Here is a 16,218-nt window from a genome sequence, read left to right as displayed (position 1 = left end):
GCCTGGCCACGGCTGGGTCTTGCGTTGGCACGCCGCACAGGCGGCCTTCGTCGTCGCGCGAGGGCAGGAAGCCCGCGCGCGCGGCCACGCGCTGCGTGGCGCTGTCCTGGAGGTTCAGCCGCACGCAGCTGCAGCGCCGGGCGGCGGCTTCGCGCACCGCGTCGTGCAGCAGGCCGATGAGGGTGGCGTCGCTGTCATGGTGCCAGTCGATCACGTGCAGCTCGGGCCGGCCCTTGTCGTCGGTCTCCATCGCCCAGGCAATCAGGCCCACCACCTTGCCCTCCTGGCGCGCCACGCGCATCACCAGCGGGCGCCGCGGGTTGCCCAGCAGCCGCTGCTGCAGGTAGGCGCTGTCGCGCCGCAGGTGCACGCTGTCGGGATCGCGGGCACCGGGCACCACCAGCGCCGGATCGAGGCGGGTGGCGCCCTCCAGCGTGAGGCCGCGCGGCCGGTGGCGGCGCAGCGCGAGCCGGCGCAGGGCCAGGCCGCCGTTGGCCATGCGCATGACCAGGGGCAGGCCGGCCACCGCGGGCCAGCGGCGGCGCACGAAGGGCGCCAGGTCCAGCGGGTGGGTGAAGGTCAGGCGCGAAGGCAGCGGCTCGAACATGCGGCGCACGATGCCGGCCGAATTCTGGTTGGCGCCCACCGCAAGCGTGAAGTCGTACCGCGCGAGCATGGCCTGGTTGAGCCAGATGCCCAGGCCCGACTCCTGCGTCTCGGGCCGCACCAGCAGGTCCATCACCTGCGCGCCTGCGAGCCTCTGGCCATCGTGCTCGATGTGCAGTTCCTCTGTGCCGATGATGGCCAGCAGACGGCCCTTGGCGCGCAGGCACCACAGGTCGCCAAAACCGCCGCTGGCGCGCCCGAGCCGGTAGCGCCAGCGCAGATAGGTCTCGTCGTCCCAGCTGCCGTTGAGGTGCTCGCGGCGCAGCGCGATGACCTCTGGCAGGTCGGCCAGCAGGGCCGGGTTCAGGCCCACCTGCAACGCCGATGCGTCCAGGCCCAGGCTGCGCGCCACCAGCCGGCCCAGCTTCTCGTGCTCGGGCAATCGGGGGGCGGGCGCCACGGAGCGCCGCACGTCAGGCGTTTTCACTCAGTGCCCCGTGCACCTTGAGGAAGGCCAGCACATCGCCGATGCGGGTCATTTCGCGCGAGGCTTCGGCGGTGAGCTCGATGCCGAAGCGCTCGTCGAGTTCGGCCATCAGCATCAGCGCGCCCATGGAATCCCAGTCGTCGATGGCGTCGCGCTGCAGGTCGGCGTGCATGTCTTCCACGGGCAGGTTGAAACACTCGGCGAGCATGGCGAGGGCTTCGCTCATGGACACCTGGGTTTTGGCTTTCTCACTCATCGCAGACACCTTGATTCAATGACAGGCCCTCGCCCTCGTCGTGCAGCAGCACGGTGCGGTCGTCGATCTGGATCATGGCCGCCCCCCATGACAGGCCGACGCCATAGCCCAACAGCATCCAGTGCAGCCGCTGCCCCGGCGCGGGCGGGGCGAGCCTGCGTGTCATGGCCACGGCCACCGAAGGGCCGCCACAGTTGCCGCTGTCCTCGATGGACATCGGGACCCGATCGTCCGGCAGCCCGCTCTTTTTCATCAGGTGTTTCATGATGAAGCGGTTGGACTGGTGGAACACGAAGGCATCCACGTCGGCCACGGTCTTGCCCGCAAAGGCCAGGGTCTCGGCAATCAGCGGCGGCACGCGCTTGATGGTGAAGTTGAAGATGGCCGCACCGTCCATTTCCAGGAAGTGGTGGCGCGGGTTGGCCGGCGCCCGGTCCCGGAAGGCGCCGCCGCGCAGGATCAGTCCGTTGGCGCCGCTGCCATCGGTGTGCAGGACGAACTGGCCGCCCGCCCCGGGGGTCTCGTCGAGTTCCAGCGCCGTGGCCGAGCCCGCGTCGCTGAACAGCAGCACGGTGGCCTGGTCTTCGGGGCTCACGAAGCGGCTGGGCGTTTCGCCGTGCAGCATCAGCACGCGCCGGTGGCCTCCGGCGCGCAACATGGCGGCGGCAATGTACAGGCCGTACGGGTAGCCGGAGCAGCCCAGGCCGACGTCGAACGCGGCGCAGGTGTCGGGCAGGCCCAGGCGCTGTTGCAGCAGGCAACTGGTGGAGGGCAGGAAGTGATCGGGCGTCTGGGTGACGAAGATCAGCGCGCTCACGCTCTCGGGCGCCCACTCCAGGCGCTCCATCAGCCGCGTGGCGGCGCGAAAGCACAGGTCGGCCGAGGTGATGGAGGCGTCCACCACACGGCGCTCGCGCACGCCGGCCATGGCCACCACCTTGCGCACGTCTTCGGGCGGAAAACCCAGGGCCGGGTCGAGGTTGTCCACGGCCATCGGAGGCAGGCACGTGCTGATGCCTGCGATGCGGAAACCGCCGATGTTCGATTGGCTCACTCGACTTCCCTCGTTGATTCGGTGGCGCTCCCGGGCGCTGCGGCGGGGGGCGCTGGTTTTGTACTCCGGCCAGTATACGGAAGGGCTCCTGGCCCAGTCACCACCCGGGCCCGGGGCCGGGCATATGTCACAAAAGGCGGGCCAGCGCGTCTTCCCGCCAGTGGTGCAAAGCCGTGTAGAAGCCTTCCCAGACGCAGCCATTGCAACCCCGCCCGCAGCAGGTGGCGGGCTCGGGTGGCGGCGGGCGCAGGCTGCTGTCCAGGTCCATGCCCCGTTGCTGCGCGCGCCCGCGCAGGTGGGCGATCAGCGCGCGCGCCGTGGGCAGGTCGCCCAGGGCGACCAGGGCCGGGTCGTGCCGGGTGAAGCGGGCCTGCTCGCGCCCTTCGAACACCCCCACCTCCGCGAACATGGCCGCTGGCCGCACCCACAGGCCCCAGCCGCCATACAGCGCCCGGTACAGGGTCATGCCCTGCAGGGTTTCGCTGCAGCGCACGGTGTCCAGCACCTCGTACCAGCCACCTTTGTAGTGGCGGTACAGGCCGGGCGGCGTGGGGTTCAGCGCAGGCAGGTCGTCGTCGGTCATGCCGGGAGTTTAGGCGCCGGCCTTGACCGGGATCGAGGACACGGGCACGTAGAACTCGCCGCCCGCAGCCTTGAACTCGGCCGACTTGCCCGCCATGCCCTGTTCGGCGTAGTCGCGCACGTCCTGCGTGATCTTCATCGAGCAGAACTTCGGCCCGCACATGCTGCAGAAATGGGCTTCCTTGCTGCTGTCCTTGGGCAGGGTCTCGTCGTGGAAGTCGCGCGCGGTGTCCGGGTCCAGGCCGAGGTTGAACTGGTCGTGCCAGCGGAATTCAAAGCGCGCCTTGCTCATCGCGTCGTCGCGCGCGCGCGCGCCCGGGTGGCCCTTGGCGATGTCGGCCGCGTGCGCAGCGATCTTGTAGGCGATCAGGCCCTGCTTCACGTCGTCGCGGTCGGGCAGGCCCAGGTGCTCCTTGGGCGTCACATAGCACAGCATGGCCGTGCCCATCCAGCCGATCATGGCCGCACCGATGGCCGAGGCAATGTGGTCGTAGCCGGGCGCGATGTCGATGGTGAGCGGGCCCAGGGTGTAGAACGGGGCTTCGTGGCAGTGCTTGAGCTGTTCGTCCATGTTGGCCTGAATCAGGTGCATCGGCACATGTCCGGGCCCTTCGATCATGGTCTGCACATCGTGCTTCCACGCGATCTGCGTGAGCTCGCCCAGGGTCCTGAGTTCGGCGAACTGGGCTTCGTCGTTGGCATCGGCCGCGCTGCCGGGGCGCAGGCCGTCGCCGAGGGAGAAGCTCACGTCGTAGGCCTTCATGATCTCGCAGATCTCGTCGAAGTGCGTGTAGAGAAAACTCTCCTGGTGGTGCGTGATGCACCACTTCGCCATGATGGAGCCGCCGCGCGAGACGATGCCGGTGCGCCGGTTGGCCGTGAGGTGGATGAAGGGCAGGCGCACGCCGGCGTGGATGGTGAAGTAGTCCACCCCCTGTTCGGCCTGCTCGATCAGCGTGTCGCGGTAGATCGCCCAGCTCAGGTCTTCGGCCACGCCGCCCACTTTCTCCAGCGCCTGGTAGATCGGCACTGTGCCGATGGGCACGGGCGAGTTGCGCACGATCCAGTCGCGCGTGGTGTGGATGTGGTGCCCGGTGGAGAGGTCCATCACGTTGTCCGCGCCCCAGCGGATCGCCCACACCAGCTTGTCCACCTCCTCCTCGATGCTGGAGGTGACGGCCGAGTTGCCGATGTTGGCATTGACCTTGACCAGGAAGTTGCGCCCGATCGCCATTGGTTCCACCTCGGGGTGGTTGATGTTGGCCGGGATGATGGCGCGGCCGCGTGCCACCTCGTCGCGCACGAATTCGGGCGTGATGATCGCGGGGATGCGCGCACCCATCGGTTGGCCGCGCAGGCGGGCCTCGCGCGCCGCGTCACCGAGGTACTCGGCCATCCATTCGCGCCGGCCGTTCTCGCGCACGGCCACGTATTCCATCTCGGGCGTTACGATGCCGCGGCGCGCGTAGTGCATCTGGGTCACGTTCATGCCGTGGCGCGCGCGGCGCGGCGTGCGCTGCAGGCCGGTGGCAGAGGCGCGCAGGGCGGCGATGCGGTCTGCGTCGCGTGCTTCGTGCTTCACGCCATCGTCCAGCGCCTGGCGGACCCGGCCCGCATAGCTTTCGGTGTCGCCGCGTGCGGCGATCCACGCGCCGCGCACCTCGGGCAAGCCGCGCGTCACGTCGATGGCGGCCGTGGGCTCCGAGTAGGGGCCCGAGGTGTCGTACACCACCACGCGCTCGCCGTTGGTGAGCGCGATCTCGCGCATGGGCACGTTCACGCCGGGCTGCTGGCCGGGCACGTGGATCTTGCGGGAGGCGGGAAAGGGTTCGCGGCTGAGCGCGAGCGAGGCGGTGGGGATCTTGTCGGGGGCGTTCATGGTGGCGGTCTCCGGTTCCGGTGGATGGGGGGATGCTCCGGAGGACCGCCCCAGTGACCGCGTGCGCAGGCACCGCCCCTGCGCCAGGGCAGGGACCACGCCCGCATGCCGCCGTGGGGCATGCGCTCTTCTTTCGCCGGTACTAACCGGATCAAGTTCACGGGTTCGGCGTCAAGCCGTCTCAGCGCCGGACCCTTGCGAGTCCGTGCACCCCGGAGCAGGAGGGAGTGTACGCGGACACGCTTTGTCACAAGAACACGACAGAACAGCGATAGATTGCCCGGCAAGATGGATTCCTCAGAAAGGCAGGATGAGCACATGGACAAATCAATGATGAAGGGACTGGTCGTCGGCGGGCTCGCCACGGTCGTCATCGGCGCCAGCGGCGTCACCGGCTACCAGACGCTGATGAAGCCCAAGGAGGCCGAAGTCGTCGCCGTGAAAGAAGTGATGGAAACCGTGGTCACGCCGCGCGAGCGCTGCGAGGACGTGGCGGTGCAGCGGCAGGCCCCGGTGAAAGACCAGCACCGCATCGCCGGCACGGTGATCGGTGGCGTGGCCGGCGGCCTGCTGGGCAGCACCATTGGCGGCGGCAACGGCAAGACGCTGGCCACTGTGGCCGGTGCCGCGGCCGGCGGCTACGCGGGCAACCAGGTGCAGAAGAACATGCAGCAGAAGGACACCGTTGCTTCGGTGGAGCGGCGCTGCAAGACGGTGAACGAAAAGTCACAGAAGCTCAGTGGCTACCAGGTCACCTACCGGCTGGATGGCAAGGACGGCACGGTGCGCACCTCGTTCAAGCCCGGCGCGACGCTGCCGGTGAAGGACGGCCAGGTCGTGACCACGCCGCCCGACGCGAAGTCGTGAACAAGGCGCGGCGCAGTTGCAAGAAAGTGCAACGGCGCTGTGCCGCCCTCAGATGAGGATGTCGAACAGGTTGGAGAAGGTGTCGGTCCATGGCCGGAAACCCGGCCGGGGCTGCAGCACCTCGGCCCCCTGCAGGCGGGGCGGCAGGTTCGCCGCCTGAGCCGGGTTGACAAACACCACCCAGGAAGAGCGTCGGCAGAACGGATCGCCGTGGCCTGAAGGCAGTTCCAGCCGCAGTGCCACCTTGCCCAGGTGCTCAGCGGCCGAGGCCATCACCGGGCGCAGGTCGAGGTAGGTGTTGGTGATGTGCACCGCCAGCAAGCCGTCCGGGCGCATGTGGCGCTGGTAGGCATCAAAAGCCTCCAGCGTGAGCAGGTGGGTCGGAATGGAGTCGCCGGAAAACGCGTCCATGGCCAGCAGGTCGAAGGCCTGCGGGGCTTCGGCTTCCAGCATCAGACGGCCGTCGCCCAGCACCGGCACAGTGCGCGCCGCGCTGTCGGCGAGGAACGTGAAATGCCGCCGCGCCAGGTCCAGCACCTGGTCGTTGATCTCGTACAGGCGCATCTCGTCGCCGGCCCGGCCGTACACCGCGAGCGTGCCGGCGCCCAGGCCCACCACACCCAGCTTGCGCGGTCGGTCGGTGGGCAGGCTCATCAGCGCGCGGCCGATGCCGGTGCGCTCGCAGTAGTAGGCGGTGGCATGCCGGGGGTGGTTCAGGTATTGCTCGCCGTGCGTGATGCTGCCGTGCACCATCTTGCGCACCGGGCCCAGGCCGTCCGCGTCGGCGCTGTCCTCGATGCGCGTCTGGCTGTAGAAGTTGCGCACCACCTCGGTGTAGCCGCGCACATCGTCCAGCGAGAGGCTGGCCAGGCGCACAGCGTAGAGCAGCAGCGCCAGCAGCATGGCGCCGCGCCAGCGCGTGCGCAGCCCGGGCCAGAGCACCACCACCGTCAGCAGCGCACACAGAAACAGACCCAGGGGCAGCTCGAAATAGGCGTTGAAGACCACCGGCGCCACCAGCCCCACGAACAGACCGCCCAGCGCGCCGCCCACCGAGAGCATCAGGTAGAAGAGCGTGAGGTGGCGCAGCGGCGGGCGCCGCCGCACCAGCTCGCCGTGGCAGACCATGCAGAACACGAACACCGCCGCGCACAGCAGGCCGACCAGCGCCGGCACATCCAGGCCCTGGTTCATCGCGACATCGAGCGCGGCGAAGGCCAGCGGCAGTGCGGCCAGGAAGAGCGGGCGCACGTAGTAGCGCGGTGCGTCGAAGCACAGGATGAAGCTCAACAGGTAGAGCGCCAGCGGCAGCACCCAGAGAAAAGGCACCGGCGCCACGTCCTGCGTGAGGTGGCGCGTGATGGCCAGCAGGAGCATGGAGGCGGTGGCCGCCAGGCCGACCCACAGCAGGCATTCGCGCCAGCCGGGGTGGGGCGCCTCTTCCAGCGGCACCGGGTGGGTGGCGCTGCCGTTCTGCCGCCGCACCGTGTAAGCCGCCGTGGCCACGCAGACCAGCACGAACAGCGCATAGCCGCCCGACCAGGCCCAGGCCTGCGGCTTGACCGCAAGCAAGGGCTCGACCAGCACCGGGTAGGACAGCAGCGCCAGCATGGACGCCAGGTTGGACAGCGCATACAGCCGGTAAGGTTGTGCGCCCCCGGCCGCGAAGGCGCGTGCGCACCAGGCCTGCATCAGCGGGCCGGTGGTGGACAGCAGCAGGTAGGGCACGCCGACGGTGGTCGCCAACACCCCCAGCACGCTCCAGGTCGGCTGAGCCTGGGCGTCGAGTTTCCACGAGGGGTCGGCCACCACCGGCAGCCAGGCCAGGCTGAGCAGCAGCAGCGCCCCGTGCACCCAGGGCTGGCGCCGGGGGCTGAGCTTCTCGTGCACCAGGTGCACATAGGCGTAGCCCAGCAGCAGCTCCACCTGGAAGAACACCATGCACAAGGTCCAGACCGAGGACGACCCGCCGAACCACGGCAGGATCATCTTGGCCACGATGGGCTGGATCTGGAACAGCAGGAAAGCGGACAGGAAAACCGTGGCTGCGAACAGAGGCATGGTAGTGTGATCCTGGTCGGCGGGATGCCGGAGTATGGCCGGGCGGGCGCAAAAGGAGTGACCCCATGAACAGTTTTGGCAGACGGGCGCAGGGCGAGCGCCTGGAGCGCATGCGCGCTTCGCCCCGTTGGGACGACACGGGTTTTCGCAACCTTCACCCGGTGCTGCCCGGTTTGCGAGACCTCACCGTGCCCCGGCCCACGCTCAAGGAATTCCTGAGCGGCGGCGACCGGCGCCTGCCCGGCGCCCCCTTGCCATCGCTCGATCCGCGCGAGCGCTGGAGCCGCCCGGCCCAGAGCGGCCTGCGCGCCACCTGGCTGGGGCATTCCACGGTGCTCATCGAGATCGACGGGCACCGCGTGCTGACCGACCCCGTCTGGGGCACGCGCGCCTCGCCGTTCCGGCTGCTCGGCCCCAAGCGCTTCCAGCCCGTGCCGCTGCGGCTGCGCGAAATGCCCGAGGTGGATGTGGTCGTGGTCTCGCACGACCACTACGACCACCTGGACTACCCCACCATCCGGGCGCTCGCGCGGCACAGCCGTGTGCCCTTCGTCACCTCGCTGGGCGTGGGTGCGCACCTGCAGGCCTGGGGCGTGGCGGCCGAGCGCATCACCGAGCTGGACTGGTGGGAGAGCCATCGCGTGCCCGGCACGGGCCTGACCATCACCGCCGCGCCTTCGCAGCATTTCTCCGGCCGCGGCCTCAAGGACCGCAACGCCACCCTGTGGTCGTCCATGGTGGTCGCCAGCGAGCGGCACCGCGTGTTCTTCAGCGGCGACACCGGCCTGACCACGGAGTACGCCACCATCCGCGAGCGGCTCGGGCCGTTCGACCTGGTGATGTTGGAGGTGGGGGCCTTCCACCCGGCCTGGGGCGACATCCACCTGGGCCCGGCCAATGCATTGAAGGCGCATGCCTTGCTGGGCGGGGGCGCCCTGCTGCCGGTGCACTGGGGCACCTTCAGCCTGGCCATGCATGCCTGGGACGAACCGGTGGAGACCTTGCTCGCGCTGGCGCAGGGGCAGGGCACGCCCTTGCTCATGCCCCGGCTGGGCGAGGCCGTGGAGCCGGCTGCGCTCGAGGGCGTGACGCCCTGGTGGCGCTCGCTGGGCGCCGGCCACGAAGCCGCGAAGCTGCCCGAGGGCCCCCCGGCCCTTCAGCGAGAATTGCCCTGGCCCCTCGATTGAACAAGGCGACCTCATGGATTCGACCGTTGACGGCCCCGATGGCCAACCCCGCTGCCGCTGGTGCGCCGCCGCGCCCGAGTTCTTTGCCTACCACGACCGCGAATGGGGCTTCCCCGTCGACGACGACCGCCGGCTGTTCGAGAAGCTGTGCCTGGAGAGTTTTCAGTCCGGCCTGAGCTGGCGCACCATCCTGGCCAAACGCGAGAACTTCCGGGCCGCCTTCCACGGGTTCGATTTCAACCGGGTTGCCGGTTACACGCCGAAGGACGTGGAGCGCCTGCTGGCCGATGCAGGCATCGTCCGCCACCGAGGCAAGATCGAGGCGGTCATCAACAACGCCAAGCGCGCGCAGGAAATGGTGAAGGCCGAAGGCTCGCTGGCGGCTTTCTTCTGGCGCTACGAGCCCGCCGAGGCCAGCCTGGGCGCGCCCCAGACCGCCTCCACGTCGCAAGCCTCCACGCGCCTCTCGAAAGATCTGAAGAAACTGGGCTGGGCCTTCGTCGGCCCGACCACGGTGTTCGCCTTCATGCAGGCCATGGGCCTGATCAACGACCACGCCACGGCCTGCGTGGTGCGCCCGCAGGCCGCGCAGGCGCGCCTGCGCTTCCAGCGGCCGCGCTAGCGAGGCCTCAGAGCGGATCGGCCAGCAGCTTGGAGAGCGCGGCGATGTTGGCCGCGCTGGGCACCTGCGGCTTCATCTCGTCCTCTTCGGCCGTGGCGTTTTCGTGCGCCTGGATCGCGTTGACCATGGCGTACTGGTTCTCCCACGACAGCGTCTTGCCCTCGGGGCACAGGTCGCGCACGGTGCCGAACCAGTAGTAGCCGTCCTTGCCGCCGAACAGCGCGTCGATGCCACCGGCATCGCCCGGCTTGAGGCCATGCGCGGCCAGGATGAGCTTGAGCTTGTGGTGCGAAACGGAGTACTGCATGAGGTAAGCGCGGGGTGAGGGGTCGGCGATTGTACTGAAGGCCCGCCGCCCGCGCTGCCGTCATGCGATGCCGCAGGCCAGCAGGTAACGCGGTTCGTTTTCCAGCACATGCCCGCGCAGCAGGGCGCAGGCCTTCTCGGCGTCGTGGTCTTCCACCGCATCCACCAGCACCTGGTGGCTGGAAACCGCATTCGCGATGGGCGAGCGGTGGCGCAGCGCGGTGAGCTGGTGGCGCAGCAGCTCGTAGCTGCCGCGCAGGTAGTGGTTGTCGCAGCTCTCGAAGAAGGCCTGGTGGAAGCTCATGTCGATGCGGGCGAGCGCGGGCAGGTCCTTCGCGCGCTCGGCGACCTTCATCTCTTTCACGCACTGCGCCATGCGCTGCAGCAGCTCGCCCGGATGCGACTGCATGGCCTCGCGCAGCGCCTCGGTCTCCACCATCGCGCGGAACTGCAGCAGGTGCGAGAGCTCCTGCGGCGAGAGCGTGAAGACGAAGGTGCCGCGCTGCGGGTGGATCTCCACCAGGCCCTCGTTCTTGAGCCGCAGCAAGGCCTCGCGCACCGGCGTCTTGCTCACGCCCATGCGCTGGGCCAGCTGCGCTTCCGACACCTGTTCGCCGAGTTTGAGGTCGCCCTTGACGATGGCCTCGCGCAGCCGCTCGGCGACCACCTCGGTGAGCAGGCGGGGGCGTTCAAGCTCGAGTTGTCGGGTCATGGTGGTTGAGCAATCGTTGGGTGCAGCAGTGTAAGGGGTTTCCCCACATGCTATATCTGAGATATCAGATACTATGCAGGCAAAACCCGGATACCAACTTGGAGACAAGCCACCCATGGCGTTCAGCGACCCCCCCGTGCGGCCACTTTCATGGACCGCCCGCCTGGAGCACGGATTCGTGCGAGTCAACCAGGCCCTCATCATTCTTCTCATGGCTTCGATGGCGGTCCTCGTGTTCGCCAACGTGGTCATGCGCTATGTGTTCAACCAATCGATCTTCTGGGTCGAGGAATTCACGCAGATCCAGATGATCTGGGTGGCCTACCTGGGCGCTGGCCTGGCGCTGCGTGAAGGCCGCCACGTGGCGGTGGACATGCTGCAGGACGCCTTGCCCGCGCCGATCCGCAGGGCGATCCGCGGGTTCATCGCGCTGGCCACCGCGCTGTTCCTGCTCACCTTGACGGTCTTGGGCGTGCAGATCGCCGAGTTCACCTGGAACCAGGAAACCCCGGCCATGGGCCTGCCCGCCGGTCTTCCCTATCTGGGCATCCCGCTGGGTGCGGCAGCGATGCTGCTGCACCTGCTGCTGTTCTGGCGGCAGTTCATCGCGCGCGAGTTCGTGCAGGTGGACGACATCGGCGGTGACGGCGAGGAGGCCCACGCATGAGTGCCGTGCTCTTCATCGTCTTTGTCGTCAGCCTGGTCATCGGTGTGCCGATCGCGCTGGCCATGGGCGGCGCGGGCCTGCTCGCGCTGGTGGTCGATGGCAACCTCTCCCTCTTGTCGGTGCCACAGCGCTTTTTCGACGGCATCAACAGCTTCCCCTTGATGGCCGTGCCGTTCTTCATCCTGGCCGCCGACCTGATGACGGCCAGTGGCATCACGACCGCGCTGCTGCGCTTCGCGGGCGCCATGGTGGGGCACGTGCGCGGTGGCATGGGCCACGTGAACGTGGTCACCTCGGTCATGTTCGCCGGCATCAGCGGCTCGGCCCTGGCCGACGCGGCGGGCCCTGGCGCGGTCGAGACCCGCATGATGACGCGCAGCGGTTACGACAAGGCCTACGCGGCCGCGCTGTCGGCGGCCACGGCGGTCATCGGCCCGATCATTCCGCCCTCCATCGTGATGGTGATCTATGCGCTCACCGACAACCGCGTCACCGTGGCCGGGCTGTTCCTGGCCGGCGTGGTCCCGGGCCTGCTGATGGGCGTGGCACTGATGGCGATGAACCACTATCTGTCGGTCAGGCGCGGCTACGGCACCGTGGGCAAGGCACCGGGCTGGAAGGTGCGCCTGCTCGCGCTGTGGAAGGCCACCCCGGTGCTGCTGATGCCGGCCATCATCATCGCCGGCATCCTCACCGGCCTGTTCACACCCACCGAGGCATCGGCCGTGGCGGTGTTCTACGCGCTCTTCATCGGCCTGTTCGTCACGCGCACGCTCAACGCCCGCATCATTGCCCGCGTGCTGCTGCAAAGCGGCCTGGTCACCTCGGCGGCGCTCATCATCGTGTCGATGGCCTCGCTGTTCGCCTGGCTGCTCACCCTGCTGCAGATTCCCCAGACCATCGGCGCGGCCATTGGCGGCATGACCACGGACCCCGTGACCATCATGCTGATCGTGATGGTGTTCGTGCTCGTCTGCGGCCTGTTCATCGACACGCTGCCGGCGGTGATCATCCTGGTGCCGGTGCTGGCACCGCTGTCCGACCAGTTCGGCATCCACCCGCTTCACTTTGCCATGGCCATCGTGCTCAACCTCACGATCGGGCTGGCCACGCCCCCGGTCGGCGGGGTGTTGTTCGTCATGAGTTCGGTGGCGCGGCTGCGGCTGGAAGAACTCACACGGGCCATCCTGCCCCTGCTGGCCGCCTTGCTGGTGGTGCTGCTCGCGGTGGTGCTCATCCCGTCCTTGAGCACTTTTGTGCCCAGCCTCTTCGGCTACGCGCGCTGACCGCCGACGTTCCGCTTTTCCCCAACCACAAAGGAGACCTTCGCCATGAAATTCAAGACCCTTGTCGCTGTGATGGGCCTGGCCCTGCTGCTGCCCGCAGCGCACGCGCAGAAAGTGATCAAGTACGCCCACTTCCAGCCGGCCAAGGACGACCAGCCCAAGCACGTGGCCGCGCTGGCTTTCAAGGACCATGTCGAAAAGGCCACCAATGGCTCGCTCAAGGTCGAGATCTTCCCGGCGGGCCAGTTCGGCAAGGACCAGCCCACCATGGAAGCCCTGCGCCTGGGCACGCTGGAGATGGCCGTGGCACACGACGGCGCCATCGGCACCGTGCACAAGCCCATCGGCGTGCTGGGCATTCCTTTCCTGTACGACAACCACGAGCATGCCTGGCGCGTGTACGACTCGTCCTGGCTGCAAGGCTTTTCGGATGACATGATCAAGAAGACGGGCATCCGTGCGCTGGGATTTGCCGACAACGGTGTGCGCCACTTCACCAACAGCCTGCGCCCGATCCAGACGCCGGCCGACATGAAGGGCATGAAGATCCGCATCCAGCCCTCGCCGGTGTTCAAGGCCCTGGTTGAATCGCTGGGCGCCTCGGCCTCCGCCATTCCGTGGGGCGAGCTGCCGACGGCCTTGCAGCAGAAGGTGGTGGACGGTCAGGAAAACGGCGTGACCAACATCCTTGCCGCCAGCCTCTACCAGCACCAGAAGTACGCCACGCTCGACGGGCATGTGTGGTCGGTGCACGGCTACCTTGTCAACGACCGCTTCTACACCCGCCTGAGCGAGGTGGAGAAGAAGGCCGTCAACGAAGGCGTCCAAAAGGCCATGGCCATTCATCGCAAGATGACCGCCGATCAGGACAAGAGCGCCAGGAAGATTCTGGAAGGCGTGGGCATGCAGGTCTATGAACCCACCGCCGCTCAGATCGCCGAGTTCCGCAGGCTGGCCCAGCCGCCCGTGCGTCAATGGGCCGAAGGCGACATCGGCAAGAACTACGTGGACGCGCTGTTCAAGGCCGTGGAGGCGACGCGCAAGTGAGCGACGCGGCGAAGAAAGACCGCCTGGTGGTGGCCCTGGACGACGGCTACGCCGCCTACGACCAGGAAGAGGCCCTGCTGGGCGCCGAAGGCGCGCGCTTCGAGGTGCGCCCCTGCCGCCGCGATGAAAACGCGGCGGCGGCCTCGGTGGCCGACGCCGACGTGGTGCTGGTGCGGGAGTCGCCGGTGTCGCGCCGGGTGATCGACGCCATGACCCGTTGCCGCGCGGTGATCCGCTACGGCATTGGCGTGGACAACATCGACCAGGCCGCCGCGCGCGAGCGCGGCATCAAGGTGGCCAACGTGCCGGACTACGGCACCGACGAGGTCAGCTCGCAGGCCGTGGCGCTGGCGCTGGCCGTTTCGCGCCGCATCGGCCTGCACGACGCCGAGGTGCGCGCGGGCCGCTGGTCCACCGGTGTGCTGCAGCCCATGTTTCGGCTGCGCGGGCGCACGCTGGGCCTGGTGGGCTTTGGCCGCATTGCGCGCATGACGCTGGAGAAGCTCGCTGGCTTCGGTTTTGGCCGCGTGCTGGTGCACGACCCCAAGACCGACATGCCGGCGGGGGTGGAACACACCGACCTCGACACCCTGTTTGCCGAGGCCGACGTGATCTCGCTGCACGCGCCGCTGAACGCGCAGACGAAACACATGGTGGACGCGCGGCGCATCGCGCTCATGCGGCCCACCGCCATCCTGGTGAACACGGCGCGCGGCGGGCTGGTGGACACGCAGGCGCTGTACGAGGCCCTGCGCGAGCGACGCATCCTGGGTGCGGGGCTGGACGTCTTCGAGCAGGAGCCGCCGGGCGCGCACCCGCTGTTCGGGCTGGACAACGTGGTCGTGACCAACCACATGGGCTGGTACAGCGAAGAGGCCATGCGCGAGCTGCAGCTCAAGACGGCGCAGGAGGCGGTGCGCGTCCTGCGCGGAGAAGAACCCTTGCACTGGCTCAACCGCTGGTGACTTTTTTGACAGAACGGAGAAACGATGAACAAGGAATTGCAGGAGCTGGTCGACGGCTTCAACCAAGTGGCCGTGGCCTCGGTGGCCGACGCGGTGGACAAGGTCTGCGGCCAGCGGGGCTACATGGACACGCCGATCAAGCCGCGCATCAACGACAAGCGCCTCTGCGGCCCGGCTGCGACGGTGCTTGAATCGGCGACCGACGAGTTCGTGCCGCCCCAGCACGCGCTGGACCTGATCGACGAGGCCGAACCGGGCAGCGTGATCGTGATCTCCATCGACGGCGGCCAGCCCGACGTGGCGGTGTGGGGCGGCCTCATGACGGCCGGTGCGGTGGCCAACGGCCATGCGGGCGCGGTGCTCGATGGCGGCGTGCGCGACCTCACCGAGATCCGGCGCGACTACGGCTTTCCGGTGTACGCCCGCGACGTGAGTCCCGGCACCACGCTGGGCCGCTTCCGCACGGTGGCCTCGCAGGTGCCGGTGCGCGTGGGCGGCATCCTGGTGCATCCGGGCGACATCATGGTGGGCGATGTGGATGGTGTGGTCGTGGTCCCGCGCGCCATGGCGGCCGAGGTGCTGGCGGCCGCGCGCGAGATCGACGAGCGCGAACTGGAGCAGGCCAGGCTGATCATGGCCGAGAAGTCGCTGCGCAAGGGGCTGGCCAAATATGGCCGCATCTGAGGCGCCAGGCCGCACGGGGGCCGCGCAGATCGTGGCCCTGGGCGAGGCCATGGTGGAGTTCAACCAGACCGGGGAGAACGGGGGGCGCAGCTACCTGCAGGGCTTTGGCGGCGACACCTCCAACTTCGCTATCGCCGCCGCCCGCCAGGGCGCGCGCGTGGCCTACGTGAGCGCGCTGGGCGACGACCCCTATGGCGCCCTGTTGCGCCGCCTGTGGGACGAGGAGGGCGTGGACCACCGCCACGTGCTCACCGACCCGGCGGCCTTCAGCGCCATCTATTTCGTCACCCACGATGAAGGCGGCCACCACTTCAGCTTCTTTCGCAGCGGCTCGGCCGCGAGCCGGCTTGCGCCGGCCACGCTGCCGCGCGCGCCGATCGAAACCGCGAAGGTGCTGCACCTCTCGGGCATTTCGCTGGCGATCTCGCCCAGTGCGTGCGACGCCGGCTACGCCGCCATCGAATGCGCACGCGCGGCCGGGGCCTGGGTGTCGTTCGACACCAACCTGCGGCTCAAGCTGTGGTCGGTGCAGCGGGCGCGCGCGGTCATGACGGACGTCATCGGCCTGAGCGACATCTGCCTGCCCAGCTACGACGATGTGGTCGCCATCACCGGCCTGCGAGACCCCGACGCGCTGGTGGACCACTGCCTTCGCCTGGGCGCGAAGACCGTGGCGCTCAAGATGGGCGAGCAGGGTGCCATCGTGGCCACGGCCAGTGAGCGCCACCGCATCGCGCCCGCGCGCTGCCAGCCGGTGGACGCCACCGGTGCGGGCGATGCCTTCGGCGGTGCCTTCGTGGCGCGGCTGGTAGCGGGCGACGATCTGCCCACCGCCGGGCGCTACGCCGCCACGGTGGCGGCGCTCTCCACCGAGGGCTATGGAGCGGTGGCGCCGATCCCGCACGCTGCGCGCGTGCGCGAAGTGCTCGCGGCCGCGCGGCCCTGAGCGC

17 protein-coding genes, 1 pseudogene and 1 riboswitch are annotated in these 16,218 nt (G+C 68.7%); of the genes and pseudogenes, 9 read left to right on the top strand and 9 right to left on the bottom strand.

The features are described from left to right. The 6 genes and pseudogenes from KIT86_RS12070 to thiC form a co-directional block, all read right to left on the bottom strand. Positions 1-1,093: hypothetical protein (locus KIT86_RS12070; RefSeq protein ID WP_297398637.1), on the bottom strand; the 1,093-nt coding region annotated here is incomplete at its 3' end. Continuing rightward, the gene (locus KIT86_RS12065) at positions 1,080-1,349 is read right to left on the bottom strand and encodes an acyl carrier protein (protein ID WP_297398636.1); all 270 of its coding nucleotides are present in this window, start codon (positions 1,347-1,349) and stop codon (positions 1,080-1,082) included. The genes KIT86_RS12070 and KIT86_RS12065, both read right to left, overlap by 14 nt. Beyond that, positions 1,342-2,403, bottom strand: a complete 1,062-nt coding sequence (locus tag KIT86_RS12060) for a 3-oxoacyl-ACP synthase III family protein (protein WP_297398635.1) — start codon at positions 2,401-2,403, stop codon at positions 1,342-1,344. The genes KIT86_RS12065 and KIT86_RS12060 overlap by 8 nt, the downstream gene beginning before the upstream one ends. Before the next feature lie 127 nt (positions 2,404-2,530). After that, positions 2,531-2,671: an oxidoreductase-like domain-containing protein gene (locus KIT86_RS12055; RefSeq protein ID WP_297398638.1), complete on the bottom strand. Its 141-nt coding sequence runs from the start codon at positions 2,669-2,671 to the stop codon at positions 2,531-2,533. Positions 2,672-2,758: 87 nt separating this feature from the next. Next, a pseudogene (locus KIT86_RS12050) lies at positions 2,759-2,986 on the bottom strand (DUF1653 domain-containing protein); the annotation flags it as partial. Between the two features lie 9 nt (positions 2,987-2,995). Continuing rightward, the gene (thiC, locus tag KIT86_RS12045) at positions 2,996-4,864 is read right to left on the bottom strand and encodes a phosphomethylpyrimidine synthase ThiC (protein ID WP_297398634.1); all 1,869 of its coding nucleotides are present in this window, start codon (positions 4,862-4,864) and stop codon (positions 2,996-2,998) included. Positions 4,865-4,975: 111 nt separating this feature from the next. Then, a riboswitch (TPP riboswitch) is annotated at positions 4,976-5,089 on the bottom strand. Between the two features lie 93 nt (positions 5,090-5,182). On the opposite strand from thiC, the gene KIT86_RS12040 reads away from it, so the two are divergent. After that, positions 5,183-5,731, top strand: coding sequence for a glycine zipper 2TM domain-containing protein (locus KIT86_RS12040; RefSeq protein ID WP_297398633.1), 549 nt, complete (start codon positions 5,183-5,185; stop codon positions 5,729-5,731). Positions 5,732-5,779: 48 nt separating this feature from the next. On the opposite strand, the gene KIT86_RS12035 is transcribed toward KIT86_RS12040, so the two are convergent. After that, on the bottom strand, positions 5,780-7,792 hold the full coding sequence (locus KIT86_RS12035; RefSeq protein WP_297398632.1) for a spermidine synthase: 2,013 nt from the start codon (positions 7,790-7,792) through the stop codon (positions 5,780-5,782). A gap of 65 nt (positions 7,793-7,857) precedes the next feature. On the opposite strand from KIT86_RS12035, the gene KIT86_RS12030 reads away from it, so the two are divergent. Beyond that, entirely contained in the window at positions 7,858-8,979 is a 1,122-nt protein-coding gene (locus KIT86_RS12030) for an MBL fold metallo-hydrolase (RefSeq protein ID WP_297398631.1), read from the top strand. A 13-nt stretch (positions 8,980-8,992) separates the two neighbouring features. Then, entirely contained in the window at positions 8,993-9,601 is a 609-nt protein-coding gene (locus KIT86_RS12025) for a DNA-3-methyladenine glycosylase I (RefSeq protein ID WP_297398630.1), read from the top strand. A 7-nt stretch (positions 9,602-9,608) separates the two neighbouring features. On the opposite strand, the gene KIT86_RS12020 is transcribed toward KIT86_RS12025, so the two are convergent. Beyond that, positions 9,609-9,908, bottom strand: coding sequence for a hypothetical protein (locus tag KIT86_RS12020; RefSeq protein ID WP_291116509.1), 300 nt, complete (start codon positions 9,906-9,908; stop codon positions 9,609-9,611). A gap of 60 nt (positions 9,909-9,968) precedes the next feature. Then, a complete protein-coding gene (locus tag KIT86_RS12015; RefSeq protein ID WP_297398629.1) occupies positions 9,969-10,619 on the bottom strand; it encodes a GntR family transcriptional regulator in 651 nt (216 codons plus the stop codon). Positions 10,620-10,734: 115 nt separating this feature from the next. Between KIT86_RS12015 and KIT86_RS12010 the strand changes: the two genes are divergently transcribed. Genes KIT86_RS12010 through KIT86_RS11985 form a run of 6 tightly spaced genes read left to right on the top strand, consistent with a single transcriptional unit; the run spans position 10,735 to position 16,214 of the window. Continuing rightward, complete coding sequence (locus KIT86_RS12010) at positions 10,735-11,286, top strand: TRAP transporter small permease (protein WP_297398628.1); 552 nt, start codon at positions 10,735-10,737, stop codon at positions 11,284-11,286. Further along, positions 11,283-12,572, top strand: coding sequence for a TRAP transporter large permease (locus tag KIT86_RS12005; RefSeq protein ID WP_297398627.1), 1,290 nt, complete (start codon positions 11,283-11,285; stop codon positions 12,570-12,572). Before KIT86_RS12010 ends, KIT86_RS12005 begins: the two co-directional genes overlap by 4 nt. A gap of 45 nt (positions 12,573-12,617) precedes the next feature. Beyond that, positions 12,618-13,619, top strand: coding sequence for a DctP family TRAP transporter solute-binding subunit (locus tag KIT86_RS12000; RefSeq protein ID WP_297398626.1), 1,002 nt, complete (start codon positions 12,618-12,620; stop codon positions 13,617-13,619). Then, the gene (locus tag KIT86_RS11995; protein ID WP_297398625.1) at positions 13,616-14,584 is read left to right on the top strand and encodes a C-terminal binding protein; all 969 of its coding nucleotides are present in this window, start codon (positions 13,616-13,618) and stop codon (positions 14,582-14,584) included. Before KIT86_RS12000 ends, KIT86_RS11995 begins: the two co-directional genes overlap by 4 nt. A gap of 24 nt (positions 14,585-14,608) precedes the next feature. Next, positions 14,609-15,268 (top strand): RraA family protein, encoded by a 660-nt coding sequence (locus KIT86_RS11990; protein ID WP_297398624.1) that lies wholly within the window; start codon positions 14,609-14,611, stop codon positions 15,266-15,268. Beyond that, positions 15,255-16,214 carry a sugar kinase gene (locus tag KIT86_RS11985; protein WP_297398623.1) on the top strand — a complete coding sequence of 320 codons (960 nt, stop codon included), beginning with the start codon at positions 15,255-15,257 and terminating at the stop codon, positions 16,212-16,214. The genes KIT86_RS11990 and KIT86_RS11985 overlap by 14 nt, the downstream gene beginning before the upstream one ends. The last annotated feature ends 4 nt before the right edge of the window (positions 16,215-16,218 follow it).

Origin of the sequence: Hydrogenophaga sp. (genome assembly GCF_026125825.1) — a bacterium.
Taxonomy (GTDB): Bacteria; Pseudomonadota; Gammaproteobacteria; order Burkholderiales; family Burkholderiaceae_C; genus Hydrogenophaga.
The sequence above is the reverse complement of the archived record's forward strand: the minus strand, read 5'-3'. Positions and strand labels throughout refer to the sequence as shown.

What these genes read in the sequence shown, in the direction of transcription:
- thiC (WP_297398634.1), bottom strand. Translation starts at nt 4,864, where the DNA reads ATGAACGCCCCCGACAAGATCCCCACCGCCTCGCTCGCGCTCAGCCGC.
- KIT86_RS11985 (WP_297398623.1), top strand. Translation starts at nt 15,255, where the DNA reads ATGGCCGCATCTGAGGCGCCAGGCCGCACGGGGGCCGCGCAGATCGTG.
- KIT86_RS12055 (WP_297398638.1), bottom strand. Translation starts at nt 2,671, where the DNA reads ATGGACCTGGACAGCAGCCTGCGCCCGCCGCCACCCGAGCCCGCCACC.
- KIT86_RS12015 (WP_297398629.1), bottom strand. Translation starts at nt 10,619, where the DNA reads ATGACCCGACAACTCGAGCTTGAACGCCCCCGCCTGCTCACCGAGGTG.
- KIT86_RS12020 (WP_291116509.1), bottom strand. Translation starts at nt 9,908, where the DNA reads ATGCAGTACTCCGTTTCGCACCACAAGCTCAAGCTCATCCTGGCCGCG.
- KIT86_RS12030 (WP_297398631.1), top strand. Translation starts at nt 7,858, where the DNA reads ATGAACAGTTTTGGCAGACGGGCGCAGGGCGAGCGCCTGGAGCGCATG.
- KIT86_RS12005 (WP_297398627.1), top strand. Translation starts at nt 11,283, where the DNA reads ATGAGTGCCGTGCTCTTCATCGTCTTTGTCGTCAGCCTGGTCATCGGT.
- KIT86_RS12025 (WP_297398630.1), top strand. Translation starts at nt 8,993, where the DNA reads ATGGATTCGACCGTTGACGGCCCCGATGGCCAACCCCGCTGCCGCTGG.
- KIT86_RS12035 (WP_297398632.1), bottom strand. Translation starts at nt 7,792, where the DNA reads ATGCCTCTGTTCGCAGCCACGGTTTTCCTGTCCGCTTTCCTGCTGTTC.
- KIT86_RS12000 (WP_297398626.1), top strand. Translation starts at nt 12,618, where the DNA reads ATGAAATTCAAGACCCTTGTCGCTGTGATGGGCCTGGCCCTGCTGCTG.
- KIT86_RS12010 (WP_297398628.1), top strand. Translation starts at nt 10,735, where the DNA reads ATGGCGTTCAGCGACCCCCCCGTGCGGCCACTTTCATGGACCGCCCGC.
- KIT86_RS11990 (WP_297398624.1), top strand. Translation starts at nt 14,609, where the DNA reads ATGAACAAGGAATTGCAGGAGCTGGTCGACGGCTTCAACCAAGTGGCC.
- KIT86_RS12040 (WP_297398633.1), top strand. Translation starts at nt 5,183, where the DNA reads ATGGACAAATCAATGATGAAGGGACTGGTCGTCGGCGGGCTCGCCACG.
- KIT86_RS12065 (WP_297398636.1), bottom strand. Translation starts at nt 1,349, where the DNA reads ATGAGTGAGAAAGCCAAAACCCAGGTGTCCATGAGCGAAGCCCTCGCC.